This is a genomic window from Kribbella sp. NPDC050820, from assembly GCF_040653975.1.
Taxonomy (GTDB): domain Bacteria; phylum Actinomycetota; class Actinomycetes; order Propionibacteriales; family Kribbellaceae; genus Kribbella.
In genome coordinates this window covers 8,073-34,257 of sequence record NZ_JBFAHB010000043.1, presented here as the reverse complement: position 1 = coordinate 34,257, position 26,185 = coordinate 8,073, and the positions used below count along the sequence as shown (strand labels likewise).

At 68.6% G+C, this 26,185-nt stretch carries 26 protein-coding genes; 8 read left to right on the top strand and 18 right to left on the bottom strand.

The features are described from left to right. Positions 1–27 precede the first annotated feature (27 nt). The 7 genes from AB0H36_RS30045 to AB0H36_RS30015 all read right to left on the bottom strand — a co-directional run bounded on the left by AB0H36_RS30045 (position 28) and on the right by AB0H36_RS30015 (position 7,141). A complete protein-coding gene (locus AB0H36_RS30045) occupies positions 28–1,053 on the bottom strand; it encodes an NAD(P)-dependent alcohol dehydrogenase (RefSeq protein WP_360530864.1) in 1,026 nt (341 codons plus the stop codon). Next, positions 1,050–1,778 (bottom strand): iron-sulfur cluster assembly protein, encoded by a 729-nt coding sequence (locus AB0H36_RS30040; protein ID WP_360530861.1) that lies wholly within the window; start codon positions 1,776–1,778, stop codon positions 1,050–1,052. The genes AB0H36_RS30045 and AB0H36_RS30040 overlap by 4 nt, the downstream gene beginning before the upstream one ends. A gap of 116 nt (positions 1,779–1,894) precedes the next feature. Next, a complete protein-coding gene (locus AB0H36_RS30035; RefSeq protein WP_360530858.1) occupies positions 1,895–2,926 on the bottom strand; it encodes an amidohydrolase family protein in 1,032 nt (343 codons plus the stop codon). 11 nt (positions 2,927–2,937) lie between these two features. Next, positions 2,938–3,273, bottom strand: a complete 336-nt coding sequence (gene mimD / locus AB0H36_RS30030) for a propane 2-monooxygenase effector subunit MimD (protein WP_360530992.1) — start codon at positions 3,271–3,273, stop codon at positions 2,938–2,940. Between the two features lie 2 nt (positions 3,274–3,275). Continuing rightward, entirely contained in the window at positions 3,276–4,373 is a 1,098-nt protein-coding gene (locus AB0H36_RS30025) for an aromatic/alkene monooxygenase hydroxylase subunit beta (protein ID WP_360530855.1), read from the bottom strand. 1 nt (position 4,374) lies between these two features. Next, positions 4,375–5,415 carry an FAD-binding oxidoreductase gene (locus tag AB0H36_RS30020; RefSeq protein ID WP_360530852.1) on the bottom strand — a complete coding sequence of 347 codons (1,041 nt, stop codon included), beginning with the start codon at positions 5,413–5,415 and terminating at the stop codon, positions 4,375–4,377. A gap of 79 nt (positions 5,416–5,494) precedes the next feature. After that, positions 5,495–7,141, bottom strand: a complete 1,647-nt coding sequence (locus AB0H36_RS30015) for a hypothetical protein (RefSeq protein WP_360530849.1) — start codon at positions 7,139–7,141, stop codon at positions 5,495–5,497. Positions 7,142–7,327: 186 nt separating this feature from the next. Here AB0H36_RS30015 and AB0H36_RS30010 point away from each other — a divergent pair, with 186 nt between their 5' ends. Beyond that, on the top strand, positions 7,328–9,016 hold the full coding sequence (locus AB0H36_RS30010) for a helix-turn-helix domain-containing protein (RefSeq protein ID WP_360530846.1): 1,689 nt from the start codon (positions 7,328–7,330) through the stop codon (positions 9,014–9,016). Between the two features lie 31 nt (positions 9,017–9,047). Here the strand turns inward: AB0H36_RS30010 and AB0H36_RS30005 are convergent, their stop codons facing one another. After that, a complete protein-coding gene (locus AB0H36_RS30005) occupies positions 9,048–10,019 on the bottom strand; it encodes an alpha/beta hydrolase (protein WP_360530843.1) in 972 nt (323 codons plus the stop codon). Between the two features lie 57 nt (positions 10,020–10,076). Between AB0H36_RS30005 and AB0H36_RS30000 the strand changes: the two genes are divergently transcribed. Next, entirely contained in the window at positions 10,077–10,661 is a 585-nt protein-coding gene (locus AB0H36_RS30000; RefSeq protein WP_360530840.1) for a helix-turn-helix domain-containing protein, read from the top strand. On the opposite strand, the gene AB0H36_RS29995 is transcribed toward AB0H36_RS30000, so the two are convergent. After that, positions 10,608–11,369, bottom strand: coding sequence for a GAF and ANTAR domain-containing protein (locus AB0H36_RS29995; protein WP_360530838.1), 762 nt, complete (start codon positions 11,367–11,369; stop codon positions 10,608–10,610). The two genes, AB0H36_RS30000 and AB0H36_RS29995, sit on opposite strands and share 54 nt — an antisense overlap. 145 nt (positions 11,370–11,514) lie before the next feature. On the opposite strand from AB0H36_RS29995, the gene AB0H36_RS29990 reads away from it, so the two are divergent. Next, the gene (locus tag AB0H36_RS29990) at positions 11,515–12,471 is read left to right on the top strand and encodes a helix-turn-helix transcriptional regulator (RefSeq protein ID WP_360530835.1); all 957 of its coding nucleotides are present in this window, start codon (positions 11,515–11,517) and stop codon (positions 12,469–12,471) included. On the opposite strand, the gene AB0H36_RS29985 is transcribed toward AB0H36_RS29990, so the two are convergent. The 4 genes from AB0H36_RS29985 to AB0H36_RS29970 all read right to left on the bottom strand — a co-directional run bounded on the left by AB0H36_RS29985 (position 12,452) and on the right by AB0H36_RS29970 (position 15,474). Continuing rightward, entirely contained in the window at positions 12,452–13,756 is a 1,305-nt protein-coding gene (locus AB0H36_RS29985) for a HAMP domain-containing sensor histidine kinase (protein WP_360530832.1), read from the bottom strand. The genes AB0H36_RS29990 and AB0H36_RS29985 overlap by 20 nt on opposite strands. 2 nt (positions 13,757–13,758) lie before the next feature. Beyond that, positions 13,759–14,439, bottom strand: a complete 681-nt coding sequence (locus AB0H36_RS29980) for a response regulator transcription factor (protein ID WP_360530829.1) — start codon at positions 14,437–14,439, stop codon at positions 13,759–13,761. Between the two features lie 43 nt (positions 14,440–14,482). Further along, complete coding sequence (locus tag AB0H36_RS29975; protein WP_360530826.1) at positions 14,483–15,088, bottom strand: hypothetical protein; 606 nt, start codon at positions 15,086–15,088, stop codon at positions 14,483–14,485. A gap of 242 nt (positions 15,089–15,330) precedes the next feature. Continuing rightward, complete coding sequence (locus tag AB0H36_RS29970; RefSeq protein ID WP_360530823.1) at positions 15,331–15,474, bottom strand: hypothetical protein; 144 nt, start codon at positions 15,472–15,474, stop codon at positions 15,331–15,333. A gap of 486 nt (positions 15,475–15,960) precedes the next feature. Here AB0H36_RS29970 and AB0H36_RS29965 point away from each other — a divergent pair, with 486 nt between their 5' ends. Next, positions 15,961–17,022, top strand: a complete 1,062-nt coding sequence (locus AB0H36_RS29965) for a HAMP domain-containing sensor histidine kinase (RefSeq protein WP_360530820.1) — start codon at positions 15,961–15,963, stop codon at positions 17,020–17,022. Next, positions 17,019–17,696: a response regulator transcription factor gene (locus AB0H36_RS29960; RefSeq protein ID WP_360530817.1), complete on the top strand. Its 678-nt coding sequence runs from the start codon at positions 17,019–17,021 to the stop codon at positions 17,694–17,696. The genes AB0H36_RS29965 and AB0H36_RS29960 overlap by 4 nt, the downstream gene beginning before the upstream one ends. A 57-nt stretch (positions 17,697–17,753) precedes the next feature. On the opposite strand, the gene AB0H36_RS29955 is transcribed toward AB0H36_RS29960, so the two are convergent. From AB0H36_RS29955 to AB0H36_RS29935, 5 genes are all read right to left on the bottom strand, one after another. Next, a complete protein-coding gene (locus AB0H36_RS29955; RefSeq protein WP_360530814.1) occupies positions 17,754–18,476 on the bottom strand; it encodes a hypothetical protein in 723 nt (240 codons plus the stop codon). Positions 18,477–18,557: 81 nt separating this feature from the next. Then, complete coding sequence (murJ, locus tag AB0H36_RS29950) at positions 18,558–20,090, bottom strand: murein biosynthesis integral membrane protein MurJ (protein WP_360530811.1); 1,533 nt, start codon at positions 20,088–20,090, stop codon at positions 18,558–18,560. A gap of 56 nt (positions 20,091–20,146) precedes the next feature. Then, the gene (locus AB0H36_RS29945) at positions 20,147–20,959 is read right to left on the bottom strand and encodes a winged helix-turn-helix domain-containing protein (RefSeq protein WP_360530808.1); all 813 of its coding nucleotides are present in this window, start codon (positions 20,957–20,959) and stop codon (positions 20,147–20,149) included. A 103-nt stretch (positions 20,960–21,062) separates the two neighbouring features. Then, positions 21,063–21,647, bottom strand: coding sequence for a DUF6036 family nucleotidyltransferase (locus AB0H36_RS29940; RefSeq protein WP_360530805.1), 585 nt, complete (start codon positions 21,645–21,647; stop codon positions 21,063–21,065). A gap of 107 nt (positions 21,648–21,754) precedes the next feature. Further along, positions 21,755–22,576: a tryptophan 2,3-dioxygenase family protein gene (locus AB0H36_RS29935; protein ID WP_360530802.1), complete on the bottom strand. Its 822-nt coding sequence runs from the start codon at positions 22,574–22,576 to the stop codon at positions 21,755–21,757. 81 nt (positions 22,577–22,657) lie between these two features. On the opposite strand from AB0H36_RS29935, the gene AB0H36_RS29930 reads away from it, so the two are divergent. The 3 genes from AB0H36_RS29930 (at position 22,658) to AB0H36_RS29920 (ending at position 24,901) form a co-directional block, all read left to right on the top strand. Next, positions 22,658–23,104, top strand: coding sequence for a hypothetical protein (locus AB0H36_RS29930; RefSeq protein ID WP_360530799.1), 447 nt, complete (start codon positions 22,658–22,660; stop codon positions 23,102–23,104). 62 nt (positions 23,105–23,166) lie between these two features. After that, positions 23,167–24,201: a helix-turn-helix domain-containing protein gene (locus AB0H36_RS29925; protein WP_360530796.1), complete on the top strand. Its 1,035-nt coding sequence runs from the start codon at positions 23,167–23,169 to the stop codon at positions 24,199–24,201. 1 nt (position 24,202) lies between these two features. Continuing rightward, positions 24,203–24,901, top strand: coding sequence for a VTT domain-containing protein (locus AB0H36_RS29920; protein ID WP_360530793.1), 699 nt, complete (start codon positions 24,203–24,205; stop codon positions 24,899–24,901). The last annotated feature ends 1,284 nt before the right edge of the window (positions 24,902–26,185 follow it).

The window sequence follows — 26,185 nt, the reverse complement described above, 5'->3', positions numbered from 1 at the left end:
TTTCACGTCACGGATGTGACAGTCGGGTCACGGGATGAGAATCGCCCGGCCGCGGACTCTGCCCGCGTCGAGGTCGTCGATCGCCTGCTGGAAGTCGGCGAGCGGGTACTTGCTGGTGTGCAGGGTGACCTTGCCCTGCGCGGCGAGCACCATCAGCTCCTGCAGGTCGGTGTAGGAGCCGACCAGGTTGCCGATGAAGTTGATCTCGGTGGAGATGATGTCGATCGTCGGGACGTCGATGTTCTCGCCGTACCCGACGACGTAGTAGTTGCCGGCCCGGCGCAGCATCGCCACGCCCTCGGCGGTCGCGCCGCCCTCGCCGACGAAGTCGATCACCGCCTCGGCGCCGTGGCCGCCGGTCAGGTCCAGGACGTCCTGGACCTGGGTGCCGCCGGCAACGATGCCGTGGTCGGCGCCGATCTCGACGGCGAGCTCGACGGCGGCCGGGTTGCGGTCGACCACGACGATGGTCGCGGCCGAGATCGCCTTCAGCACCTGGATGCCGATGTGGCCGAGGCCGCCGGCGCCGATCATCACGCAGACGTCCCCGGGCCGGGTGGCGCGGGCCGCCTTGGCCGCCGCATGGTACGCCGTCAGCCCGGCGTCCGCGAGGGCCGCGACATCGGCGGGTTCCAGGTTGTCGTCGATCCGGACCACACTGCGGGCGGTGGTCCGGAGGTACTCGGCGTACCCGCCGTCGGTGTCGATCCCCGGAAACCCGCTGTTCTCACAGTGCACGTCGTCGCCGAACCGGCAGGCCCGGCACAGACCGCAGGTGATCAACGGGTGCAGGATCACCTTGTCGCCCACGGCAACGTTCGTCACCGCGGACCCGACCGCGTGCACCCAGCCCGCGTTCTCGTGGCCGATCGTGTACGGGAGCGTGACGCCGCTCTTCTCCGCCCACTGCCCTTCGAGGATGTGCAGATCCGTCCTGCACACCCCCGCGCCGCCGATCTTCACGATCACGTCGAGCGGCCCCTCGATCTTCGGCTCCGGTACGTCGGTCAGCTGCAGCTTCGTGTGGTAGCCGACGACTTGGACCGCTCTCATGCCGTGCTCCTCAGGTTCGTGATGCGGGTGGACGTGCCGGTGTCGGCGTACCGGGTCGCGAGCAGTCCGCGGCAGAAGTGCGAGTTCCCCTCGATGGAGATCCGCACGGCCTTGGCGAACCGCAGCCGCAGCGGTACGGCGGCTGGTTCGAGCGCACCGCCGTACTCGTCGACCACCACCGGATCGCCGGGCTCGACGCCGAGCCCGATGGCGATCCGGCGACGTACGAGCGCCTCCTTGGACGGTCCGTCCGGCAGGTCGGCGAGCGTGATGCGGTGCAGCTCGTCGACCTGCAGGTCGGTGTCCCGGAGCAGTGCGGCGGCGCTGCGCTCCATCGCCGCGGTGTGCGCCTTGCGGCGGAAGATCGCGCGCAGTTCGTCCAGGCTGGTCTCGGCCTCGACGCCGAAGGTGCCGACGTACCCGGCGTCGGCGGCCAGGCCGGCGTTGATCTTGTCCGAGTCGTGGTGGTCGTCGAGCTGCACCACGACCCGGCCGAGACCGTCGATCCGGCGTAACGCGTCCTGCGCGTCCGACGCCATCAGGTAGGCGAAGTTCGGCGAGCAGAACGACGTCGGCAGCCGCAACCGCACGGTCACCCCGGCGTCGTCGATACCCACCGACCGGACGAACCCGAGGTCGGTGATCGGCTCGTCCAGCTCCGGATCCAGCACCGTCGACAACGCCGCCAGCACCTCGTGCACCAGCGACGTCGCGACCCCGGTCATGGGGCCTCCCTGCCTGGACTGAGGAGCGGAGGGAGCGAAGCGACCGGAGGGACGAGGGAAGGCTGGGAGTTCCAGCCCCATGACCCGCTGCGCCGGAGGCGTAGCATCCAACTCAGTCATGATCGGGCGCCCGCCGCCACCTCGACCGGGGTGTCACCGGCGTCGGTCGGCAGCCGCAGCTCTTCGGGTACGTCGAGGCCGTACATGGCCGCCGCGTTGAGCCCGAGGATCTTCTTCTTCTGCGCGGTCGTGATCGGCGCGTACTCGGTCAGGTCCGCCGGGATCTGGAAGTCGACGAACTGCTCGATCAGCCACTTCGGCGTCCACAGCGCGTAGTCGCTGGCGAAGAAGATCTTGTCCTCGCCCAGCCAGTAGAGCAGCTCGCCGATGATCTGGGCGAAGTACTTCGGCCGGGTGTGGATGAACGGCATCGCGACCGCGAGACCGCCGTACACGTTGGACTCCTGGGTGGCGATCCAGCAGAAGTCCTCCAGCCGGGGCAGGCCGACGTGCTCCACGATGAAGTTCAGGTCGAGGTAGTCGGTGGCGACCTTGTCGATGTCGGCGACGTCGAAGGCGTCCCGGTCCAGCGGCCGGATCGTCGGGCCCTTGTGCACGTGGATGTTGGTGATGCCGAGTTTCAGGCACTCCTCGAGGTACCGGCGCGACCACGGGTCGTCGAGCTTGTAGCCGCGGGAGTCGCCGTGCCACTCGGCGGTGTAGAGCTTGACGCCCTTCAGGCCCATCCGGTCGGCGTCCCGGCGGAGTTGCTCCAGGCCGGCCTCGCCGTACCGCGGGTCGTAGGCGTGGTTGTAGGTGAGCTTGTCCGGGTGCTCGGTCGCCAGGCCGAACGCCTCCTCGGTCTGGCCGAACCCGGTCTTGTAGAAGTCGCTGAGCAGGGTGGCCTGGAAGATCGCGTGGTCGACGTACCCGTCCTCGAACAGGTCCTTCATCAGCCGCTGGCCGCCGTAGTAGGTGTAGGTGTCGTAGTCCCAGACGACCTCTTCGGGACTGAGGTTCTTGTGGTAGTCGTAGAAGCAGTCGATGAACTGCTTGCCGTGCACGTTCTTCAGGTTCGACTCGCGGCCGTCCCAGATGTGCACGTGGGCGTCCACCACGTAGTAGTTCTCGCCGTCCTTGGAGTACATGCCGCCGCCTCTCAGTGCGCGGTGAGGTCGAAGCCGATGTACTCGGCGGCGTCCTCGGGGCTGGCGAACAGGATCGTCTTGTCGTCGAGGTGGACCATCCGGCCGTAGTGGGTGGAGCTGATCTCCTCGAAGATCGAGCCGTCGAACTCCGAGCCGAGCGCGTCGGTCAGCTCGGCGTAGTCGAAGTCGAGCAGGCCGACGCCGTCGACCCGGATCATCGACGGGTACTCGGTCAGCTCGACGCCGTCCTTGGCGCCCATCACGTCCGCGACCACCCGGCCGACCGGCGTGTTCATCAGGGTCACACCGCACTTGTTCGAGAACGCGGTCTCGGATCCGAACTGCATCGTCACTGGTCCAGCTCCTTCGGAGAGTCGAGCCCGAGCTCGTCGAGCAGCGAACGGAACTTCTGCTTGGCGGCGTCGAAACTCGCCGCGAACGTGACCGCCTTGTCGGCCGGCTGCGACCAGATCGGCTGCAGCGCCTGCGCGGCGGCGAGGCTGCGCGGCACCCAGGTCCCGAGCCACTCGCCGAACAGTTGCTTGTTGGCCTCGCCGTACTGCTCGTCCCGGGTCAGCAGGCGGAACAGGTTCCGGGTGTAGGCGAGGTCGCGGTCGTAGTCGTGCTCACCGGTGCCGACGATCGTCGGCGTGATGTAGTCGCCGTTGCGGGCCGCGATCTGCATGACCAACTCGGTGCGGAACAGCGAACCGACCAGCTGCTCGAAGACGACGTTGGTCGCGAACAGCAGCTCGCACCAGTCACCGACGGCGGTCAGCCGCTCGACCAGCTCACGGGTCGGCTGCCACTCGGCGGCGTCCTTCCAGACCTCCTTGTGCGCCGAGCCGTCGAACGGTACGTCGGCCTCGGAAAGGTCGAGGTTGAACAGCGCCAGGTCCTGCGCGAACCGCAGCTTGTGCGCCGCGTTCACCGCGACCGCGGTGTTGATCATGTTGGTCGGGCCGGACCGCTGTACGGCGGTGAAGACGTGCAGGCCGAGACCGTTCTCGGCATGCATCCAGGCGCCGAGGTTGCGCTCGATGAACTTCAGCCAGGCCGGGTTCCAGCCGTCGTACGCCCTGGCCCGCTTGGCGTTCTGCAGGCACAGGTCGACCTGGCGGACCACCGCGGAGTTGTTCCGGTAGATGGTCTGGTCCCACTCCTCGTTCGGGTCGAGGAACGCGTGCCAGTTGGACGACTGCGCCTTCGTCCACTCCTTCGGGTAGCCGCCCGGCCCGTCGCCGAACCCGTAGATCCAGCCCTGGGTCAGGTGCCGGTCGGGATCGGGCTGCACGTCGACGGTGACGTCCTCGTACATCGTCGCCCGCAGCTTGGCCGGCCGGTAGTAGTTGTAGCTCCGGCTCTTCGAGCTCGGGAACTCCAGCGCCCCGGCCTCCGAGTCGGTGAACTCGATCCGCGGGAAGCTGCGCTGCTTGGTTTGCGCCATCTCAGACTCCATCGGTAGTCGCTGGGCTGGTGAACTTGTCGTAGAAGACCTGGTCCTTCGGTACGTCGATTGCCTCCAGCAACGCCAAGGCCGCGTCGACCATCGGGGGCGGTCCGCAGAGGTACACCTCGTTGCGGTGCAGCTCCGCCTCCCGCCGCTCGACGATGTCGGTGACATTGCCGTGCTCGACCTGGAGCTCGCCCGCGCCGTCGGCCGAATCGGACAGGCAGGCGACGAACTCGAAGCCGGTGAGGTCCGCACCGAGCTCCTGGATCGCGTCGAGGTAGAACAGGTCGGCCGCGGTCCGGGCGCCGTAGTAGAACCGGACCGGACGGGTGCTGCCGCTCTCCCGCAGGTGCCGCAGGATGGACAGGATGGGTGCCATCCCGGCCCCGCCGGCCACGCAGACGACCGGCAGCACGTGGCCGTCCTTCAGCGTGGACGAGCCGTACGGCCCGGTCAGCGACAACTCGTCGCCCACCGCGAGCTCGCCGTCGAGCAGTGCGGAGAACCGGCCGCCCGGGTACTTCTTGATCAGGAACTCGAGCTGGTCCGGCGTCGACTGGGTGGTCGCCATCGAGAACGACCGGTGCTCGTCGGTGCCGGGGATGGTGATGTCGGCGTACTGGCCCGGCCGGAACTCGAACGCCCGCTCGGTCCGCAGCCGCAGCGACACGATGTCCCGGGTGACCGGTTCGATCGCCTCCACCCGCGAGCTCACGGTCTGGATCGGGACGCCGCCGAGCAGTTCCTCCTCGTCGAAGTTGAGCAACTCGATCGTGCAGTCGCTGAACGCGTGCGCCCGGCACAGCAGCACGTAGCCCTCGGCCACCTCGGCGTCGTTGCACGCGAAGGTGGAGTAGCGCTCCATCTGCAGGTCACCTTCCAGCACGTACGACTTGCAGGCGGAGCACTGCCCCTCCTTGCAGCCGTGCATCAGGTGGATGCCCTGCCGGAACGCCGCGTCGAGGATCTTGTCGTCCTCGGTGACGTCCATCTCGATGTCGACCGGCTCGAACCGGATCCGGTGGGTGTCGGCCACGTCGGCCCTCCTCACACTGGGTGCAGCGGCTGGTGGCGGCGCTCATCCCCGGCGGCGCCACCAGCCTGTTCGGGTGCGGTCAGGCGACCGATGACTCAGCCACGGTGCCGTTGGCGCGGTACTCGGCGATGTGCGCCTCGCGCTCGGCGTCGGACATCTCGTTCAGCAGCACGTTCGGGCTGTTGAAGGTGTTGCCGCGGACGTCGTCGAGGGTCCACATTTTCTTCGGGTCGTCCAGGTCCAGGTGCGGCTGGCCGATCAGCGTCCGGCCGTCGTCGCGGACGTAGCCGAGGTCGGACACGATGTCGGCCAGGTCCTTGCCGTGGTGCAGCGTCTCCCACTCCCGGAACCCGGTCAGCCGGCCCATGTTGGGCGTCGGCCGGCCGTCGTACTCGCCGCGGAACGCGACCGCGTCGGTCCAGTAGCAGGTCTCCGAGCAGTACGTGCGCCACTGGTCGTCGACCTTCTCGACCACGATGTCCTCGTGGATCAGGGCCGGCACCATGCAGGTCCAGCAGCGGTGCGGGTACTGATAGCCGACGTCCTCGAACGCGATCGGCTTGTTCCGGCCGGGGTAGGCGAGCCGGTTGTAGTTCTCCCACCACTTGCCATACTTCGAGTACCAGCCGGGGTACTTGTCCTCGAACCACTCGAAGTCCTTGTCGGTCATGGCGTCGATCCGCCAGTAGTTGACCGGCCAGCCGGTGGCGAAGAACCGGGCCACCTCGTGCACGTAGCCCTTGTCCACGATCCGCTTCCAGGCCTCCTCGACCAGGTCGTGCGGAATGACCAGGCCGTACTTCTCCAGCGGCAGCAGGTAGCTGCGGTAGTAGTCGTCGTAGATCCAGCGGCGCCACATCTCCGCATAGCTCTCCCGGTCCTTGCGCCGGTCCTTGGTGCCGTACTCGATGAAGGTGCCGATCGCCGCGTCCACGACGCAGTGGTTGTTCCACCACGCGTACCGCAGGTCGCGCTCGAGCAGTGGCCGGTTCCGCTCGTCGGCCAGCGCCATCAGCAGGATCGAGTAGCCGTTGCTGATGTGCCGCGACTCGTCGGACTGCACCGAGTGGAAGACCGTCGGCAGCAGGTAGTCGCCGTTGGCCGCGGCCTCGTCCGGCATCGCCACGAACAGCGTGTTGGTGAAGGCTGTCTCGGCCACCACGGTCAGGTAGATGTTCGCCGCGGTGATCGCGTCGCCGGTGATGAACCCCTCACCGAACTGCCGGCCGATGGTGCCCGCGTAGTTGTTCGCGAACGCCTTCTCGGTCATGTCGAACCCGGCCGGGTCGATGTAGTTGTTCATGTACAGCCGCTTGAGGTTCATCTGGATCGTCGAGTGCCGGACCTCGTCGATCATCTGCACCGCCAGCCCGTTGTGGATCTCCGGGTTCGGTACGGCGTCGATCGCCATCGGCATCGCCCGGGCGGCGGAGATCTCCGGGAACGGGATGATCGACAGGAACAGCTTCTGCCACTCCAGCCAGCGCTGCTGGACCTGGCGAAACATGTTCCCCCGGATCGCGCCGTCCATGGCGCCGTACACCCGGTTGTCCTTCTCCTCCTCCATCGGGAAGTAGGACCGCATGATCTGCTTCAGCGGGTCCTTCTTGGGAGCCTTCTCGAAGGTGTAGTCGGTGCCGAACCGGGTGGCCGGCGTCGCGAACGTGGGCTCCCACGAGAGCTCGGTGATCTTGGCATGCGCCTTGGTGAGACTCTGCCTGCTCAATGTCTGCCTCCAGGGTCGGGAGCCGGTGTCTGCCGGCTCCATCGGTTCGGCTGAGCTGCGTTGCAGGAATGAAAGCGGTGCGCAGACACAAGTCCTGTCTCAATGTGAGACGGCGGTCACAGGCTTGCGCAGTACCGTTGTTCGTGTTCCGCTGTCGAACAGCGCCGCCGAGCGGAGGGAACCGGGATGGCCACTGACCTGCCGGTCCGGAACTCGATCAGGATGTCGTGGCAGCGCTCTCAGGACTCGGCGGTCGACCTCGACCAGCCGGCCCCGGCGTACTTCCCCGGCATCGACTTCGACACCACGCTGAGCCGGGCCGCGCGGCCGGTCATCGACGCGCTGTCGTCGGAACTGACCGACGAGCCGGTGTGCATCATCCTGACCGACGCCAAGGGGATCGTGCTGGACCGCCGCGGCGGCGACCGGTCCTTGATCAGGCGCCTCGACGCGGTCGACCTGGCGCCCGGGTTCCGGTACGCCGAGTCCGAGGTCGGCACCAACGGCATCGGTACGGCGCTCGAGGTCGGCGGCCCCATCCTGGTCCTCGGCGCCGAGCACTACACCGGTGTACTACGCAACTTCGCGTGTGCCGGGGCGCCGATCACGCATCCGATCACCGGCGGTCTGCTCGGCGTCCTGGACATCACCACCCAGGCGCGGAACTCCAACGCCGTACTGCTGTCGGTGGCCAAGATCGCCGCCCGGCGGATCCAGGAGCGCATCATCGAGGAGGCGAACGCGCTGGACCAGGCGCTGCTGAGCGAGTACTACGCGGTCTGCCGGCACACCGGCGGCTCGGTGATCGCGCTCGGCGACGAGGTGTTCATGATCAACGCGCACGCCCAGCAGCACTTCGACTCCACCGACCAGGCCGCGCTCATCGACCGCACCCGGGACGCCCGCGGCGGCACCAAACCGCTGACCTTCATCGCCGACCTGCCGAGCGGGATCAGCGCGCGGCTGGCCTACCAGCCGACGTTCCTCGGCGAGACGCTGGCCGGCGGCATCATCCAGATCCGGGAGCAGCGGTCGGCGCCGCGTGCCGGGACGCGGGTCCCCGCGGTGCCTGGGATGGCCGGGACCAGCGCGTTGTGGCGGCACACCACGCAGGAGGTCCTGGACGCGTGCGGTCGTTCGGAATGGCTCGTGGCCGAGGGCGAACCTGGTGTCGGCAAGACCACCCTGCTCCGCGCGGTCCACGACTACACGACGCCGGCCCGGCGGCTGGCGGTGCTGGATGCCGACGATCCCGAGGTCGTCGCGACTGCTGCGAGTGAGCTGGAGTCTGGGTCCGACCTGATCGTCCGGCATGCCGAGGTGGTGTCCGACGAGGTCATCCACGGTTTGGCCGACCTGCTGCAGAACGCTCGGGACGGCGCGATCGGCCGGGATCCGTGGATCGCGCTGAGCGTGCTGACCGGTCGCTCCGACGAGGACGCGCTCGGGACCCAACTGCTCAGCTTCTTCCCGCGGACTGTCGCCGTACCGCCGCTGCGGCATCACCTCGAGGACGTGCCGGCCCTGGTCCGAAGCCTGCTGAGCCGGGCCGGCATCACCGGTGTGACCCTGTCCGCCGGCGCGATGAACCAGTTGATGCGACTCCCCTGGTCCGGCAACGTCACCCATCTCCGGACCGTCCTGACCGACGTCGCCCGGCGCCGACGCTCCGGGGTCGTCGAGCTGGATGACCTGCCCGCCGAGTGCCACGCCACCACCCGCCGGCACCTCACCCGGATGGAAGCCCTCGAACGCGACGCCATCGTCGGCGCCCTCGCCGCCCACAACGGCGACAAAACCACCGCCGCCACCGCCCTCGGCATGTCCCGAGCCACCATCTACCGCAAGATCCGCGACTACGGCATCCTCAGCTGACCCCAGCCGGGTGTGACCTTGGCTGACCAACTCACGGCAGGAAGGTCTCCAGGTCGGCTGCGAGCTCGTCCGGGTACTCGCCGTTGATCGCGTGTGACGCCTCCGGGTACACCCGCACGGTTTTGTTGCGCAGGGCCCGCTCCGCCGTCGCGGTCGCGGTCTTGGGGTCGTGCATGACGGACTTCCCGGCGATGATCGCCAGAACCGGCACGGTCAGCTTGGACAACTCGTCCTCGGTGATCCGCTGCGGCTGCGGCAGCCGCAGCGTGTAGCCGCTCATCCCGGCTTCGATCATGTCCGCGACCGGCTCGTCCTCGACCGGCGCACCACCGGCGGTATAGGAGTTGAAGCTGTCCCGCCAGGACTTCGGCAGCCATTGGACACTCGCGGGGATCGCTCGGATCATCGTCTCGACCGGCATGCCGTCGTACACGTAGACGGGGTCGATCGTGGTCAGGCTGGCCACGTGCGCCGGCTGGCGCACTGCGAGGTTCGTCGCGGTCCAGCCGCCGATCGACAACCCGACGAGGTGGAACTTCTCCTCCGGCAAGGCCTCCAGCACCTGGTTCAACCAAGCGGCCTGGTCGTCGGCGGAGGTGATCGGCTTGTTCTGCACGCTCATCCCAGGCTCACCGAGCAGGTCGATGGTGTAGACGTCGGCCACCCGGAGCAGCGAGGGCAGGTTGCCGGCCCAAACCGGCGACGCCGACGCCCGCCCCGGCAGCAACACCAGCGGCTCGGCGCGCTTGCTCGGCCCGTCGAACCGGTAGATCCGCACGTAGCCGAAGTCCGTCCGGATGTCGCGGGTGACGGCCGGCTCCGGCAACTCCTCCTTCACCTGGTCGTAGATCCGCACGAACCGGTCATATCCCTCGGCGCTGTTCCAGTGGCCGACCGGCGACGGCGTCCGCAGGACCAGCGCGAACCCGGCGACGATCACCACCAGCACCCCGAGCGTGATCAGGCCTCGCCGCCGCCACCGGCGTTTCGGCTTCTCCGTCACGATTTTCCTCTCCTAACCGTTTGGTAAGTAATTTGATCGTACGGTAAGTTGAGGGCCATGCCAAAGCCAAGAACCGGCGAGCGCCGCCTGACCCTGACCGAGCAGGCGCGGCGGGCCCAGCTGATCGACGTGACCATCGGCCTCGTCGCCGAGCACGGGTACGGCGGCACCTCGCTGGCCCGGATCGCGGAGGGCGCGGAGATCACCAAGGCGGCGGTGCTGTACCACTTCCCGTCCAAGGACGCGGTGCTCCGGGAAGCCCACAAGTATGTCCTCGACGCCCTGGTCGGGACGGTCGCCGCCGCCGTCGAGGCCGCCGCGCCGGCCGATCGGCCCGCGGCCTACATCCGCTCGATGATCGGCCACCTGCGCGAGCACCCGCGGCACACCCGGGTGATCATCGAGGCGATGACCGACGCGGGCGACCTGGCGAACACGGCCGACCGGTGGCGTCCGCTCGCCGACCTGCTCACCGCGGCCCGCGCGTCCGACATGCCCGACGCGGACGCCCGGACCCTCGCGATCATCATCGGCGGCGCCATCGACTCGATCGTCATCGAGCGCCTCAACGACCCCGGCTACGACACCTCAGCCGCTGCGGACTTCCTGGTCTCCCTGGTCCAGCGCTCCCTGACCGGCTGAGCCGGGGAGCCGTCGGTTGAGGATCAGGTCGGTCGCGAGGTCGCGGACCTTGACGTTCCGATCCTGGGAGTAGCGGCTGAGCACGCTGAACGCCTGCTCCGCGTTGAGCCGGTAGCGCTCCATCAGGAGGCCGACGGCCACCGCCACATGGGCCTGGCTGTCGGCGGCGACGGCCAGGCTCTCCATGGTTCGGGCCGTGTCGATCGCGATCGACAGGTACGACGAAAGCACGGCCACGGCACCGGCCAGCTCGGAGCCGATCGTGTCCGGCTTGGGGTGGGCGTAGGTGAGCACGCCGAGCACGCTCTTCCGGCGGCCGATCAGTGGGACGCTGAGCCAGCCACGCCAGCCGAGCGCCGCGGCTCCGCTTGCCCAGCCGGGCCACAGCGGTGTGGTCGCCAGGTCCGAGCACCCCGCGGAGGCCGCACCGGCGGCGACATCGACCGCCGGGCCTTCGTCGTCCGCGACCTGCCACGCATCGGCGAGAGCAAGCAGTGGGTCACTCGCCGCCACCGGAGTCAGCCGGCGCCGGCGGCGTACCTGGATGCTCACTGCGCCCTCAGCTCCGAGCAACTCCCGGCCCGCTGCTACCCCGAGGGCGGCGGTCGCGGCGACGGTGTCGAGCGCGACCAGCTCAGTCGCGAGCTCGACGAGTTCATGGGCGCGGCCCACCCCACTCCTCTGGGCCGCGCCCACAGTCCCCTCCACGCTGCGAGTGTTGGTCTCGCGGGGGCCGGCCCTCAAGCCGGAGAACGAACGATCGGCGCAGGTGGCTTCGCACTCCGGACGAATGCCGGGCGGCCGTCTAGGCTGGTCCCCCGGCGACCGCCGGGCCCGGAGCGCAGGAGGCGTGATGGAGTCGCTCGTGTTCAGCAGCCGCGATGTCGCCGACACCGAGGAGTTCCTGAACAGCGCGTACACGACGATGCAGATCGGCAGCTCCAGCGAGCACTTCCACGCCGAGGTCATCCGTGACGTGATCGCTTCCGTCAGCATCGACCGGATCGACATCGGCTTCGACATGCAGTACGACGCGGACCCGCTGGGCCGGATCTGCCTGTGCCTGATCGAGTCCGGCGGCATCGAGGACCAGGAGACCGACGGCTGGCGGGAGAGCTTCGGTCCGGGTGAGGTGTTCGCCTTCGCGCCACCCGACCGGCCGTACCGGGGAACGATCCGGCACTCCCGCTACAACATCGTCATGTTCGACCCGCAACTGCTGACCCAGGTCGCCGGCATCAGCTCGGCCCCGGTGCGGCTGCTCGATCACCGGCCGGTTTCGCCTGCGGCCGGGCGCCAGTTGATCGACACCATCAGCTACCTGCGTGACTCGGTGCTTTCCCAACCCGACATCCCGGCCGGCAGCCTGGTCGCCTCAACCGCCTCACAATTGCTGGCTGCCAGCGTGCTCAACGCGTTCCCCAGCACCGTGCCGACGGAGACTGTCGCCGGCGACCGTCGCGACGCCCATCCGGCCACCCTGCGACGGGCGATCGATTTCATCGAGTCGCACCCGCAGTCCGACCTCAGCCTGGCCGACATCGCACGGGCCGTGTCGGTCACGCCACGCGCGGTCCAGTTGGCGTTCCAGCACCATCTCGGCACGACGCCGATGGGCTACGTCCGGCGGGTCCGGCTGGCGCTGGCGCACCAAGCACTGCAGGAAGCCGACGCCGCCACGACCAGCGTCACGTCGATCGCCGCTCACTGGGGTTTCCACCACCACGGCCGGTTCGCAGCCGCCTATCGCGCCGAGTACGGACAGTCTCCCCGCACCACGCTGCACAGCCTCACGGAGTCGCGAGAGTAAGCACAACCTCGTTGCGGCCGATGGTCAGCTGACCACCCGCGGCTTCGGCGCAGCGGCGGGCGATGTCGAGGCCGAGGCCGGTGGAGCCGCGGTCGCTGCGGCCGCGTTCGCCGGCGCCGAGCGGGATCCCCGGCCCCTTGTCGGCGACGACGATGCGTACGCCGTGCGGCTCGCGCGTCAGCGTGATCCGGGCCGGTGTGCCATCGGGGGTGTGCGCGACCACGTTCTCGACCAGCGCGTCCAGCGCGGCGCCGAGGTCCTCGGCGGACGAGCGGACCATGGCCGGCGGCCTCGGCAGGTCGAGTGCGAGCTCCCGGCCCTGGTCCTCGAAGAGCGGTTCCCAGAAGGCGGCCCGGTTGCGCGTCACCTCAACCGCGTCGCAGTGCGGCACGCGGCCTTCTCGCTGTGGTCGTCGGGCCGCGCTGATCACCGCGGTCAGGGTCCGCTCCAGGCTGTTCACCTGGGTGTTGAGCTCCTCGGCGCGCTCGCGATCCGGCAGTGCCTCGACCTGCAGTCGGAGTGCGGTCAATGGTGTCCGGAGGCGATGGGACAGGTCGGCGACGGCCTCGCGTTCGACGGCGATCACCTCGTCGATCCGGTCGGCCAACCCGTTGAGGGCGGCGCCGACCTTGGCGACCTCGGCCGGGCCGGTCGTCGGAGCACGGGCGTCCATGTCGCCGCGAGCCAGGCGTTCCGCCGTACGCGCTGTCTCTTCGAGTGGGCGGGCGAGGCGGCGGGAGACGAGCTCGGCGCCGACGATGCTGAGCAGCAGGACGAGCAGGCTGCCGCCGATCAGGATCAGGACCCGCGGGACGAGGCCGTCGTACAACTCGTCGGCGGTCAGGAACAGGCAGACGGAGGCGGGGCCGTCCTCGGTGCCGACGCCGACCTCGACCGCCATCCCGCCGCCGACGTCGCGGTAGTCGGCGTCACCGATCTTCGGCGGTCCCTTCTTGCCGTCGTCGCCGTCGTCGTAGTCACTCGGCAGCGGCTTCGGCGCCGAGACTCCACCGGGTGGTGGCTTGCCCAGCGTCGTACCGTCGGCCAGCCGCACCGAGATGTTGCCGGGCCCTTCGTTCTCCAGGCCTTCGATGTACGCCGTGATGTCGTCCGGCGTGTGGGCCTTGTCGCCGACGTAGTAGGCCACCGACTCGGCCCGGTACCGCGCCTGTTCCTTCGACTCCGACGCGGTCGTGCTCCGCAGCAGGATGATCAGCGGTACGGCGAACGCCAGCACGACCAGCGTGGTCATGCCGACCGACAGGAGCAGGATCCGCCGGCGCATGGTCAGCCGCCCGACAGCTTCACGCCGACACCGCGAACCGAGTGCAGGAACCGCGGTTCGGCCGCCGTCTCCCCCAGCTTGCGGCGCAACCAGGACAGGTGGACGTCGACCGTACGGTCGCCGCCACCCCATGGCAGGCCCCACACCTCGGCGAGCAACTCACGCTTGCTGACCACCGCGCCGGGCCGGCGGGACAGCGCGAGCAGCAGGTCGAACTCCTTGCGGGTCAGGTCGACCGGCGCGCCATCGACGGTCACCTCGCGACTGCGCGGGTCGATCCGCAGCGCCCCGAGGTCGACGATCGTCTCGCCTTGCTGGTCCTGGCCGAGGCGGCGCAGGACGGCACGGATCCGCGCGTCGATCTGGGCCGAGCTGAACGGCTTGATCACGTAGTCGTCCGCGCCCGCATCGAGCAGCTTGACCACGCTGGCGTCGTCGTCACGCGCCGTCGCCACGATCACCGGTACGTCGCTCACCGAACGAACCATCGCCAGCACGTCCCGGCCGTCCAGGTCGGGCAGGCCGAGATCGAGCAGCAGTACGTCGGGCCGGTCCCGGGCCACCACGGCGACCCCGTCGGCGCCGGCGGCCACGGCCGTGACGACATGCCCGGCCGCCGTCAGGGACTTGCCCAGCGACGTCCGGATCGCATGATCGTCCTCGACCAGCAACACCCGCGCCATGCGATGAGAGTAGTGCCTCGAAGAGGCACCCTCTGTGAGGTCGTTACGAAGGTGCTTTCAGGCCGGTGCTGCGGAGCTCCAGGTCGGCGAGCCGGCCGATGATGTCCCGGTCGCCTTCGCGCCACGCGGCGACCGGGTCGTCGGAGATCTTGGCCAGCCGGTGCATCGGCTGGTTGGCCATCGCCCGAAGCGCGAACAGGTCCAGGTCCGCATCGTTGTCGATGAACTTCTGCGCTGCGGTCGCCCGCCGGGAGAACCGGATCCGACGCGGCAGCCAGAGCAGCAATGCGAACAGCACCGGCAGCCCGATCGTCACACCGGCCAGCACGTAGGCGAGTTGCTCCACCGCGTGCGCCTGGTCCCGCCCGGCCTGTGCGAGCCGCCCGGCCGCGGCGGCGGCTCCATCCACCGGCGACCGGAGCTGATCGCCGACCGCCGGCACCTTCCCGATCGGCTCCGACAGCCTGCGCAGGTCACCCGCCAACCCGTCGCCCGCCTCGGCCGCCTTCCGCCCGGGGGTGCCGAGTGCGTTGGTGATCCGGAAGATCAGCCGGCCGAGCTGCACACACAGCCAGACCCACCCCACCAGCATCAGATCACCCAGCACCTGCCCGAACCGCTGCGAGCCGACGTCGGAATAGACCTTCACAAGCGGAACTCCCTCGAGGCGGGGCGGTCGATGAAGGGATTCTCATCCAGATTTCATGGGGGCGCCTGCTGGGCGCGCCATAGTCTGAGCATGCTCTTGTCTCCCAGGCTGGTGACGTTGGCGCTGACCGGAGCGGCCGGTTTCGGGGTCGCGGCGGCCGCGCTGTTCGGCGCGAAGGCCGATCCGCCCGATCTCGGCGAACCGTTGGTCGTGCCCGGACCGAGTACCCCGGCTACACCACCTCACACGGTCACGCCGACGCCGGAACCGGCGCCGGCACCGACCGCGACGAAGACCCGGGCACCGGCCCGGACCCAGGCCACGGCGCCGAAACCGGCCCCGAAGCCGAGCCGGCCGGTGCGGTCCAGCACCCGGGGTGAAGGCATGGACGATGATGATGACGACCGCAACGGCAGTGCAGGCGCAACGGACGGGGACGACGGCGAAGCAGGCGGGGACGGCTGAGCAGCCGGCCGGGGTCGGCCGGCTGGTCGGCGCGGGCTCGGAGGTGGTCCGGTCGGTCCGGGCCCGGATCCTGGCCTGGGTCATCGTGCTCACCGCCCTCGGCATGGCCGGCGCCGCCGGTACGGCGTACCTGCTCGAGACCGAGCGCATCGACGTCCGGATCGACCGCTCGCTGCAGCAGGAGATCGCGGAGTTCGCCGAGTTCCACCGGACCGGGATCGATCCTGGCACCGGGCAGCCGTTCACCAGCGTCGACCGGCTGCTCCAGGTCGCGATGAGCCGGAACGTGCCGGACGAGCACCAGACCATCGTCGCGTTCCTGCCCGACCGGACCTTCACGCCTCGCGACGCCCTCCCGCTGCACAACGATCCGGTTCCGGGCCGCGACGACGGGCTCGGACGTCCCGGTGTTCGGCAGCTACGACTCACCCGACGGACCGGTCCGGTACGCGACGATGCCGGTCAAACAGTCCGATCACCAAGGCACCTTCGTGGTCGCCTACTTCACGGCCTCCGAGCACGGCGAGTTCGCCGACGTGATCCGCACCTACCTCGCCGTCGCAGTCGTTGCCTTGGCCGTGGTCGCGCTGGCCGCCTGGCTGACGGCCGGCCGGTTGCTCCGCCCGATTCGCGACGTACGGCGAACCGCGCTGGCAATCAGCGACACCGACCTGACCCGCCGGATCGACGTCACCGGGCACGACGACGTGTCCGAGCTGGCCCGCACGTTCAATGCGATGCTGGACCGGCTGGAGGATGCGTTCGCCACTCAGCGGGAGTTCCTGAACGACGCCGGGCACGAGCTGCGGACGCCGATCACGATCGTGCGCGGCCACTTGGAGCTGCTGGACGAGTCCGACCCGCGTGACGTCGCCGAGACCCGGACGCTGCTGGTCGGCGAGCTGGACCGGATGAGCCGGCTGGTCGAGGATCTGGTGCTGCTCGCCCGGGCACAGCGGCCGGACTTCCTGCGCCCCGCGCCGGTCGATGTCGAGATGCTGACCGACGAGGTGTTCGACAAGGCGCGTACCCTCGGCAAGCGCCAGTGGCGTATCGATCAACGGGCCCAGGCGACGATCGCGGCCGACGCGCAGCGGCTGACCCAGGCGCTGGTGCAACTGGCCGAGAACGCGGTCAAGTTCACCGGCCCCGATGATGTGATCGCGATCGGGTCGTCGGCGAACGCGAGCGTGGTCCGGTTCTGGGTCCGGGACAGCGGGATGGGGGTCCCGGCCGAGGACACCATCCGGATCTTCGAACGCTTCCGGCGTGGGCGCGGCGGCCAACGGGCGGAGGGCTCCGGGCTCGGCCTGGCGATCGTGCAGGCCATCGCCGAAGCCCACGGCGGTCATGCCTGGGTGGAGTCGCCGCCGGGCAGTGGCGCGACCTTCCGGCTGGAGATTCCGCGGACGGCGTCGCCGTACGAGATCCCTGGGGGAACCACAGTGAGTCACCAGGACCGGTCGTGAACCGCATCCTGATCGCGGAGGACGAGGAGCTGATCGCGTCGTTCGTCGCGAAAGGCCTGCGGGCGAACGGCTTCACGCCGACCACCGTGGGCTTCGGGCAGCTCGCCCTGGAGCGGGCGCTGAGCAGCGAGTTCGACCTGCTGGTGCTCGACCTCGGACTGCCGGACCTGGACGGCTTCACGGTGCTGGCCCGGTTGCGCGCGGCGGGCAGCACGATGCCGGTCGTGATCCTGACCGCCCGGGACTCCGTCGACGACACCGTCGCCGGGCTCGAAGGCGGTGCGGACGACTACATCCCCAAGCCGTTCCGGTTCGAGGAACTGCTGGCCAGGATCCGGTTGCGGCTGCGCGACGACCGGACGGCGGAGCCCACAGTGCTGCGCTGCGGCGACCTGTCGCTCGACCTGCGCAGCCGGCGTGCCTCCGCGGACGGGCGGGTGGTGGAGCTGACCGCGCGGGAGTTCGTGCTGGTGGAGATGTTCCTGCGCAACCCCGGCCAGGTGCTGTCGCGGCAGCAGTTGCTCAGCCACATCTGGGGGTACGACTACGACCCCGGGTCGAACATCGTCGACGTCTACGTCCGGTACCTGCGCAAGAAGCTCGGCCCAGAACGGATCGAGACCGTCGGGGGCATGGGCTATCGCCTCGCGCCCGGCCCGGAGCTGCTGGACTGACAGACGAAGGGGCCGCCCGGTGGGGGGTGAAGCCCGGGCGGCCCGTTCGGAGCCTCGTCAGCAGGAGGAGGGGTGGCCGCTCGGGCCACTCCCGCCGAGGCTCGGCACCGGCGACGTCTCGTTGCTGCCAGCAACTAGATCGGCTGTGGCCCGCCGGACGACGCCGAACGGGGTGCCGGTCCGGCGCTGGCCCAGCGGGTTCCCGCCGAGGATCCGGAGCAGGTCGGCCGGCGGCAGCGACCGGGACGACGTCGCCCGGATCGATCCACCGAAGTCGTTGATGTCCACGATCGCCACCCCGGCCTGGAACCTCGCCTCCAGGCGCCGGCAGAGCTCCACAGCCTGGTACGGCGGCATCGGCGGGATGAGCACGTCGTCGTACGGCGGTCGCGCGCCGTCGAGGTCACGCGCCAGGTTGCCGGCCACCCGGTAGAACATGCCCTTGTGGCCGAGCGGCCGGGTGAATCCGGCGCACAGGACGGCGAGACTGATCCGCACCCGGCCCTGCGTCTGGACGACGTACTGCATCTTGGCGGGCACCGAGAGTCCCTGGGATCCCGACCGTGGCCGGACTCTCCCGGCCAGGAACCGCGCCAGGGCTCCGACCCCCAGCGAGGCGATCGGGACGGCGCCCCCGGACAGCAGTACGGCGACCTTCTCGCTGATCACGATCGTGTCGTCGGAGGACAGCGCGGGCAGGTGCTCGGCCAGCGCGAGGGTCAGGTCGTCGGTGGGTTCCAGCCATCGGGTCGGCACGGCGATCGTGGTCCAAGCGGACATTCCTCGAGGTCCTTTCGCGGGTTCGTCCGCAGCCTGGCAGCCGAATCCGCGCGAGTGGATGAATCCACGATGAGAGTCCTTTCATGCAGCCTGACGGACGCGGCCGCGCAGCCTCTTCACCGTGTCCAGGAGCAGGCGTCCCTCTGGCGCCTTGGTGACCAGCAGTCCGGCGCCGTACACGGCGCAGACGGTGACCGCGACGCAGGCGGACTCGATGACCGCATGCGGGGTCAGCAGAACGCGTACGGCGAGCCCGGCGCCGGCTGCGATGACGGCGAGGGCCATCGATCGAAGTAGAAGGAACGTCGCGGGTCGGAGGCTGACACCGTCGTGCCGGTGCCTTAGTAGCCAGGTGTTCGCGGCCGCGGCCAGCAGGAGCGACAACGTCGTCGAGGCGGCCAGGCCGGTGATGCCGTACCGCAGGCCAAGCGTCAGGTCGCCGACGACGTTGACCACCATCGCCACCACGGCCACCGCGACCGGGCGAGTCGTGTCGCCGACCGCGTACGACGCCCGGACCACGAGCTCACGCCATCCGAGGGCGAGCAGCGCCGGGGCGTAGAAGACCATCGCCTTGGCAGCCAGCGCGGCATCGTCGTCCGAGAACCCGCCGTGGCCGAAGACCGTTGTCACCAAGGGTTCTGCGGCGCAGACCAGGATCACGCAGAGCGGTGTCAGGCACACCGCTGTCACGGCGAGGCCTTGGTCGACGAGCTTCCGCATCCGGGCGCGATCCGTCGCGTACGCGCCGAGGGCGGGATAGAGGGCCGTGAGCAACGAGGCGACGAGCAACGTCTCGCCGAGACTGACCAGCCGCCAGGCGTATCCGAGAGCCGAGATCGTTCCTTCGGCAAGGGTTGAACCGACCGCGCGGTCGACCAGGGTGTTGACGTTGCCGACTGCGCTTCCGACGAGCAGGGCGGGCACGAGACGTGCGATCTCGCGGAAGCCCGGGTCGTCCAGGCGGAGCGACGGGCGGAGCCGGATGCCCAACTGATGCACCGGGATCAGTTGCAGGAGCAGGCGGGTGGCAGAGCCCGCGACGAAGCCCCATGCCAGCGCGATGACGCCGTACTGGGGACCGAAGATCGCAGCGCTTCCGATCATCACGAGGTTGAACGGCACGCCCTGGAAGCCGGACCAGCCGAAGCGGCCATGGGCTTGGACGAGTCCGGCCAGCAGGTTGGTGCCGGCGATCAGGACCGTCGCGGCGAGCACGACTCGGGTCAGTTGGCGAGCGAGCTCGGCCTGCTCACCCTCGAAGCCCGGAGCGAGGGCGGCGAGCACGGGGGTGACCGCGATCCACATCACCAGCGAGCCGAGGCCCAGGACGATCAAGGTCACCGACAGCGCGACGTCGAAGCTGCGGTGCGGGCGACAACGGCCGTCCTCGTCGCGGGCTTCGCGTGCGGTCACGGGTACGGCGGCCTTGGCCATCGCGCCGGCGACCAGGCCGAGTACGACGTTCATCAGGCCTTGCGCGACGAAGTACGCGTCCAGGGCTGCCCCGGCGCCGAAGACCGCGGCGATGACGACGTCCCGGGCGAACCCGAGCAGCGTCGATACCGCGGTGAGGACCGTGACCACGGCCGCAGCGCGTGTCACGCTCCACATGCGCGGCAGTCTAGGGATCCGTGCGGGTTCTCAGCGCGACGATTGGAGAACTCTCATCACTCAGAGCGCCGAGGTGATGCAGGATCCCACTCTCCTGAGGCCCAGGCCGACAGATAGGCATAGGCAAACTCTCGAGTGTTCGGCCAGTACTCGTCGGACCGGCTGAGATCGGGTCGTTCCTCGATGCTCAGTTGATCGAGAAACACATCCAACTGGCCGTTCGTCTTGTGTGACTCGACCATCAGCACAGCAGGCGGCAAGCATTCCGCGGCATCCTCGAGCGCGACAAGAGCAGCAGTCACGTCGAGCAATGCTGTCCACGACGGGCGGTGCGCTCCGAGCTCGCCGACGAAGTCCTGCAGTGCTTCCGATCGTGTCAGTGAATAGTAGAACCGGTTACCGATCCGGCGTCTGCGCAGGATTCCTGCCTTCTCGAGCGAGTCGCATTCGTTGACGACATTGCTCTTCGCATAACCTATCCACTCGCTGATGATCGTCGTCGAGCCAAGTGACGGTCCGGAGAGGAAGTAGCGGAGAATCTCCGTCCTGGCGCCGACACCGAACGCGGCTCGCATCCGCAGCCAAGCACGAGACGGCTGTTTCATGCTCGTCAGCGATGATCGATTGGTGGTCTCGTAGGGAATCTCGTCGGTGGCCCCGGGCCACCGAGCTGTCGAGTGTTCGTTGACTGTAGCCGCGAACCAGCCCCAGGCCGCCGCGGCCTCCGGTCTGTTCCGCAACAGACCGCGTAGGCGCACCCGTGAGACGTAGCGCCAGTAGTGAATGCACCAGTCGAGCGCCTCGTCGCGAAGCCTGGGATCGAAGTCGGCAACCTCTGCTGTGCGGAGTATCAACGGCTCCGGATCCACGATCCACGATCGGTGAGTCCGCCCCCAACCCGAGACCCCGAGCTCGGCCCACGCTCCCCAGAGCAGTTCGAGCTCGAGCTCACGCAGGGATGAGCGCTGGTTCCTAGAGGTCGACATCTCCGGCCTCAACTCCCAACTGCGCAAGGATCGTCGTGAGCTCCTGACGGAAACCGCCGGAGTCGTCGTGCGTCCGAGTCCACCGCGACGCCGCTACCAGCTCGTCGGCTGTCGGCGCCAACGCTTGCAGATCGGTCAGATGCTTGCTGGTTCGAACACCGGAATGATCGACGGCGGCGTACAGCTTGAAGCAGATCATGTCGTACCTGCCGACCACATGAACCTCGAGTGATCCATAGCGCCGTACCGTGACCCGGTCCTCGAAATGGTCCGGCAGACCGAAGTCGAACAGCGAAGCCGGCCCGTTGTTGAGCCACCGCTCCGACAGACCGAGCGCTGCGCCGACTTCACGAGCCGCGTCGGCGAGCGGTGCAGGAATTCTCTCGGCCTTCACGTAGTGGTTGTCCTCGACCAGCCCCACGACGTCGAGGTCTGCTGTCGGTCGTTTCACGACCCCAAGAAGCAGCAGGCTGCTACCGCCGACCACAAGGATGCGGCTCTCGATCTGCCGGCTCTCGAGCACCGCGCCAAGGGTCTGCAGAGCCTCCTCCAGTCCTTCGAGCGCGAACATACTGTCATGTTATCGAGGTAGATCGAACATGTAAACTGGTCGATTCGTGCAGGCAAACTAAGACGGTCAACCCTGTTCGTGCCCTCTGTCCAGCCCTTTCTTGTAGGTCAGAGCGCCGAGCGCAAGTCCCAGAGCAGCGGGTAGTAGCGCAGGTCGAGGCGGCTGCGCAGGTAGCCGGCGCCGGACGAGCCGCCGGTGCCGGGCTTGGTGCCGATCATTCGCTCGACCATGACGACGTGCCGGGCTCGCCAGGCGGCGGCGAGCTCGTCGTGCTGGACCAGGGCCTCGGCGAGCTCCCAGACGGCGGCGTAGTGCGCGCGGTCGCCGGCGACCTTGCGGAGGGCGTCGCGGACCGCGTCCTCGGAGTCGGTGGCGAATCCGGCCTTCTCGAGGACGGCGAGATACGCGTCCCAGAGCGTGGGCGCCGCCAGGCGTTCCTCGAGGCGGGCCTTCTCGGCGTCGGTCAGGCCCCGGAACCGCTTCACGAACGACGGGTCCTTGGCCCCGGAGAGGAACTCGATCTCGCGGTACTGCACCGACTGGAAGCCGCTTGCCGGGGACAACCGGTGCCGGAACTCGCCGAAGTCCTGCGGAGTCATCGTCTCCAGGATGTCGACCTGCTGGGTCAGCGTCCGCTCGATGGTGTGCACCCGGCGGAGCAGGTGCTCAGCCAGCCACAGCTCACCGGACAGCATCGCGTCCCGGGACGCGGTCAGCTCGTGAAGCACCTGCTTGAACCACAGCTCGTACACCTGGTGGATGGTGATGAACAGCAGCTCGTCGTGCGCCGGCGGATCCGACTCCAGCCGCTGCTGGTCCAGCAGCTGCGCCAGCCGCAGGTAGCTGCCGTACGTCAGCCGCCCACCCTCCTCACCGAAGTGGATGTCGACCCCGTCCCACCGTCCGGCCACCCCGTCACCAGTGCTCATGAGGCCGAGGGTAGCCGACCCGTCCGTGACCGGTCAGGGATTCGCTCGTTGGGTGTGAGGTACGCCAATTCGAGGAGTTGCATGTCCGCCACGGTCCAGACCCCACTCGTTCCGGGCCCGATTCAGGGACCCACGCGTGAGGAACCCCAGATCGAGGCGTTGCTGCCCGACGACTACGCCTTCCTGGTCCACCTGGCCTACCTGATCCTCCCGCCTTCGATCAGCCGGCCCCGACGGGTGGCCGCGGCGCATGCCGTCGTCCAGCGTGCGCTGCCACCCGACACGTCGTACCCGCGCGAGGTCATGCGCCGGCTCGTCATCCAGGAGGCAGCCCACCAGGCCTCCCGCCGTACGCCGCTGTGCCGCCTGAGCAGCGCGCTCGCGCCGCCCGACGCCGCCGACTTCACCCCGTGCGCCAGGACCCTCGACCGCACGGCTCACCACCACCGCACCACCCGCGGCCGTCGCCTGGCCATCACCTTCACCCTCCTCACCACCCTCGCCATCCTCATTTCCCTCCTGACGTAACACCGGATTCGAAGCTGGTCGAATCTGGTTCCTTGGCGGGGGCTGCTCGGCATACTGCAGTGGTGGCGATTCACCTGACGATGACCGCGGATCAGCTTGGTCGGTCGCGCTTCGCCGTCTCGCCTGCACAGGAGGTCGTGAGCACAGTCCGCCTTCGCGACGGGCATCCCGCGCAGCACGCCAGGACCTGGTACTCGCGGGCGCGATCGTTGATGCCGGCCAGTGAGCTGGCGTTGCTGGAGGCGCTGGTCCCGGCCGATCACGACTACGCCCCGGACTTCCTGACGCCGCCGCCCGCGCGGCCTACGGTGACGATCGAGGAGCAGGCGCGGCTCATCGCCAACAGCTCCCCTGACGACATCGAGCGCCAACTCGACATCAGCCTGCGCGGCCGGCCGGTCCGCGACGACGTCGTGGCGCTGTTCGGCGACGAGGAGACCTACCTGCGGTGGCGTCGTACGGCGCCCGAGCCGCTCGAGCGCGTGATCGCCGAAGGCCCGGAAGCGGTCGCCATGGCCGCCGCGAAGGCGCTGCAACTCTTCTTCGAGCTCGCGATCGAACCGGACTGGAGCCGGACCACAGCAGTCCTTGAGGACGACGTACGCCGCAAGAGCGACCTGCTCGCCTCCCGCGGAGCCGTCGCCATGCTCAACGACCTCGGCCGCGGCATGGTGTGGGACGGCGAAGGCATCGTCCTGGACCGGCCGTACGACGTCACCGTCGACTGGGCGGACGACGGCGTACTGATGATCCCGACCTCGACGCACGTCGGCCCGGTGCAGTTCACGGTGAAGTGTCCTGAGCAACCGGCCGTCGTCTACCGCGCGAACGGCATCGGCCGACTCTGGCAGCGCGCCGTCCAGGCGCCCAATCGCGCACTGGCCGACCTCCTCGGCGAGACGCGTGCGGCACTGCTGACCGAGCTCGGCGAACACCAGTCGACGAAGGAGCTGAGCAGCCGACTGCCGTGGAGTGCTCCGACGGTGTCGTACCACCTGCAGGTCCTCCTGCGAGCGGGTCTGGTCGGACGAACTCGACGCGGCAACAGCGTGGTCTATCGCCGTACGCCGGTGGGCGACTCGCTGCTGGGGGCGTGAGGTGTCCGAAGCTCAGCAGGACGCATCTCCTGCCTGGCGTCGCTTCGTGCCCTGGCAGGGCCGCGCGACCCGGGTCGACGTTGCGTTGATGGGCGCGATCCTCGGGGTCGTCGCACTCGGGCTCGCGTTGCGTCCGCTCAAGCCGTTCCTGGTCGCGTCGCATCCGGTCGCGCTCGCGTTCCTGACCGGCGATCTGGTGGCGATCGGCGCCGCGGCGGCTTTCGCGCGGATCGGGGAAGCGCCGCTGTGGTTGGTGATCGTCGCGGGTGCGGCCGGGATGGTGAAGTTCGACTGGCTGACGTGGTGGACCGGGCGGCAGTGGGGTGAGGGCATCATCCGGATGTTCACCACCAGCCAACGGGTACTGCGCTTCGCCGCCCGGACCACCGAGCTCCCGCCGTGGGTCCTGCGAGTCGCCGTGCTTCTCGCCGTACTGCCTGGCGTTCCGACCGCGGTGGTGTACGCGATGGCCGGCTGGGCACGGATGCGGCTGTCCGTCTTCCTCCTGCTGGACCTCGCCGGTGCCGTGCTCATGACCGGCCTGATCGCAGCACTCGGCTACTGGAGCGGTCAGCGAGCCGTCGACATCGTCCTGATGATCGACAGGTACGCCTCCATCATCAGCCTGTCGATGATCGGCCTCGCCCTCCTCATCCCCGTCACCAAGCGCCTGATCCACCGAGCACGATCCACGCGTTGACCTGCACAGCCCAATGGGACCTGGTTCACGAGGACGCCTGCCGCGGCCTATCCTCAGCACGGTGAGATGTGGTCTGCGGCCGGTCGCGTAGACCGCAGCGCGTAGGCGACCGCGGGATACGCCAGCGCGTGAAACCGGTGCTGAAGGCAACGACCGCGAGCAAGACGACGAGGGGGACCAACACGTCGCCGAGCGGATCGTCATACAGGACGACGATCGAGTGCACCCGAAAATACTCGTCGCTCCTCACGACAACCGCGGCAAACGGTTACCGTAACGGTCACCATGAACCGTCCTACCCGATCACCCCATCCACACTCATCCACACACGACCCCCAACATCCAAACCCGAACCCCCCCGACCCACCCGCCCCGATCCCTTCGCCTTCCCGCGCCGGCCTCCGAACGGCTGTCGTCGCTGCGCGAATGCACCGCGAGCACGTCCCGACCGGCGTGGTCGCCCCCGCCCCACCCCCGCTCCCGCCCCACCCCCGCTCCCGCCCGCTCCCGCCCCGCCCCGCTCCGCTCCGCTCCGCTCCCGACGAAGGTTCCCCGCCGAGTCGTGGATTGTGGTCGGATTCAGCGGCCGACATCAGCCGAAATCCACAACTCAACGACCCACAGCAGGATGTCGCCGCCGACGCACCACCCGACACCCAACTCCTCGCCGAGTCGTCGATTTCGGTCAGATTCCGCGGCCAACACCAACCAAAATCCACAACCCAACGACCCACAGCAGGATGTCGCCGCCGACGCACCACCCGACACCCAACTCCTCGCCGAGTCGTCGATCTCGGTCGAATTCCGCGGCCAACACCAGCCAAAACACAACTCAACGACTCACAGCAGAATGTCGCCGCCGACGCACCACCCGACACCCATACTCCTCGCCGAGTTGTCGATTTTGGTCGGATTCGGCGGCCGACATCAGCCGAAATCCACAACTCAACGACTCACAGCAGAATGTCGCCGCCGACGCACCACCCGACACCCATACTCCTCGCCGAGTTGTCGATTTTGGTCGGATTCGGCGGCCGACATCAGCCGAAATCCACAACTCAACGACTCACAGCAGAATGTCGCCGCCGACGCACCACCCGACACCCATACTCCTCGCCGAGTCGTGGATTTTGGTCGGATTCGGCGGCCGACATCAGCCGAAATCCACAACTCAACGACTCACAGCAGGATGTCGCCGCCGACGCACCACCCGACACCCATACTCCTCGCCGAGTCGTGGATTTTGGTCGGATTCGGCGGCCGACATCAGCCGAAATCCACAAC

Coding starts and splice junctions, on each gene's coding strand:
- murJ (WP_360530811.1), bottom strand. CDS start 20,090: ATGTGGAGCGTGACACGCGCTGCGGCCGTGGTCACGGTCCTCACCGCG.
- AB0H36_RS29935 (WP_360530802.1), bottom strand. CDS start 22,576: ATGAGCACTGGTGACGGGGTGGCCGGACGGTGGGACGGGGTCGACATC.
- AB0H36_RS30000 (WP_360530840.1), top strand. CDS start 10,077: ATGCCAAAGCCAAGAACCGGCGAGCGCCGCCTGACCCTGACCGAGCAG.
- AB0H36_RS30035 (WP_360530858.1), bottom strand. CDS start 2,926: ATGTACTCCAAGGACGGCGAGAACTACTACGTGGTGGACGCCCACGTG.
- AB0H36_RS29970 (WP_360530823.1), bottom strand. CDS start 15,474: ATGCCTTCACCCCGGGTGCTGGACCGCACCGGCCGGCTCGGCTTCGGG.
- AB0H36_RS29980 (WP_360530829.1), bottom strand. CDS start 14,439: ATGGCGCGGGTGTTGCTGGTCGAGGACGATCATGCGATCCGGACGTCG.
- AB0H36_RS30040 (WP_360530861.1), bottom strand. CDS start 1,778: ATGACCGGGGTCGCGACGTCGCTGGTGCACGAGGTGCTGGCGGCGTTG.
- AB0H36_RS29940 (WP_360530805.1), bottom strand. CDS start 21,647: ATGTTCGCGCTCGAAGGACTGGAGGAGGCTCTGCAGACCCTTGGCGCG.
- AB0H36_RS30025 (WP_360530855.1), bottom strand. CDS start 4,373: ATGGCGCAAACCAAGCAGCGCAGCTTCCCGCGGATCGAGTTCACCGAC.
- AB0H36_RS30010 (WP_360530846.1), top strand. CDS start 7,328: ATGGCCACTGACCTGCCGGTCCGGAACTCGATCAGGATGTCGTGGCAG.
- AB0H36_RS29955 (WP_360530814.1), bottom strand. CDS start 18,476: ATGTCCGCTTGGACCACGATCGCCGTGCCGACCCGATGGCTGGAACCC.
- mimD (WP_360530992.1), bottom strand. CDS start 3,273: ATGCAGTTCGGATCCGAGACCGCGTTCTCGAACAAGTGCGGTGTGACC.
- AB0H36_RS29990 (WP_360530835.1), top strand. CDS start 11,515: ATGGAGTCGCTCGTGTTCAGCAGCCGCGATGTCGCCGACACCGAGGAG.
- AB0H36_RS30045 (WP_360530864.1), bottom strand. CDS start 1,053: ATGAGAGCGGTCCAAGTCGTCGGCTACCACACGAAGCTGCAGCTGACC.
- AB0H36_RS29930 (WP_360530799.1), top strand. CDS start 22,658: ATGTCCGCCACGGTCCAGACCCCACTCGTTCCGGGCCCGATTCAGGGA.
- AB0H36_RS29985 (WP_360530832.1), bottom strand. CDS start 13,756: ATGCGCCGGCGGATCCTGCTCCTGTCGGTCGGCATGACCACGCTGGTC.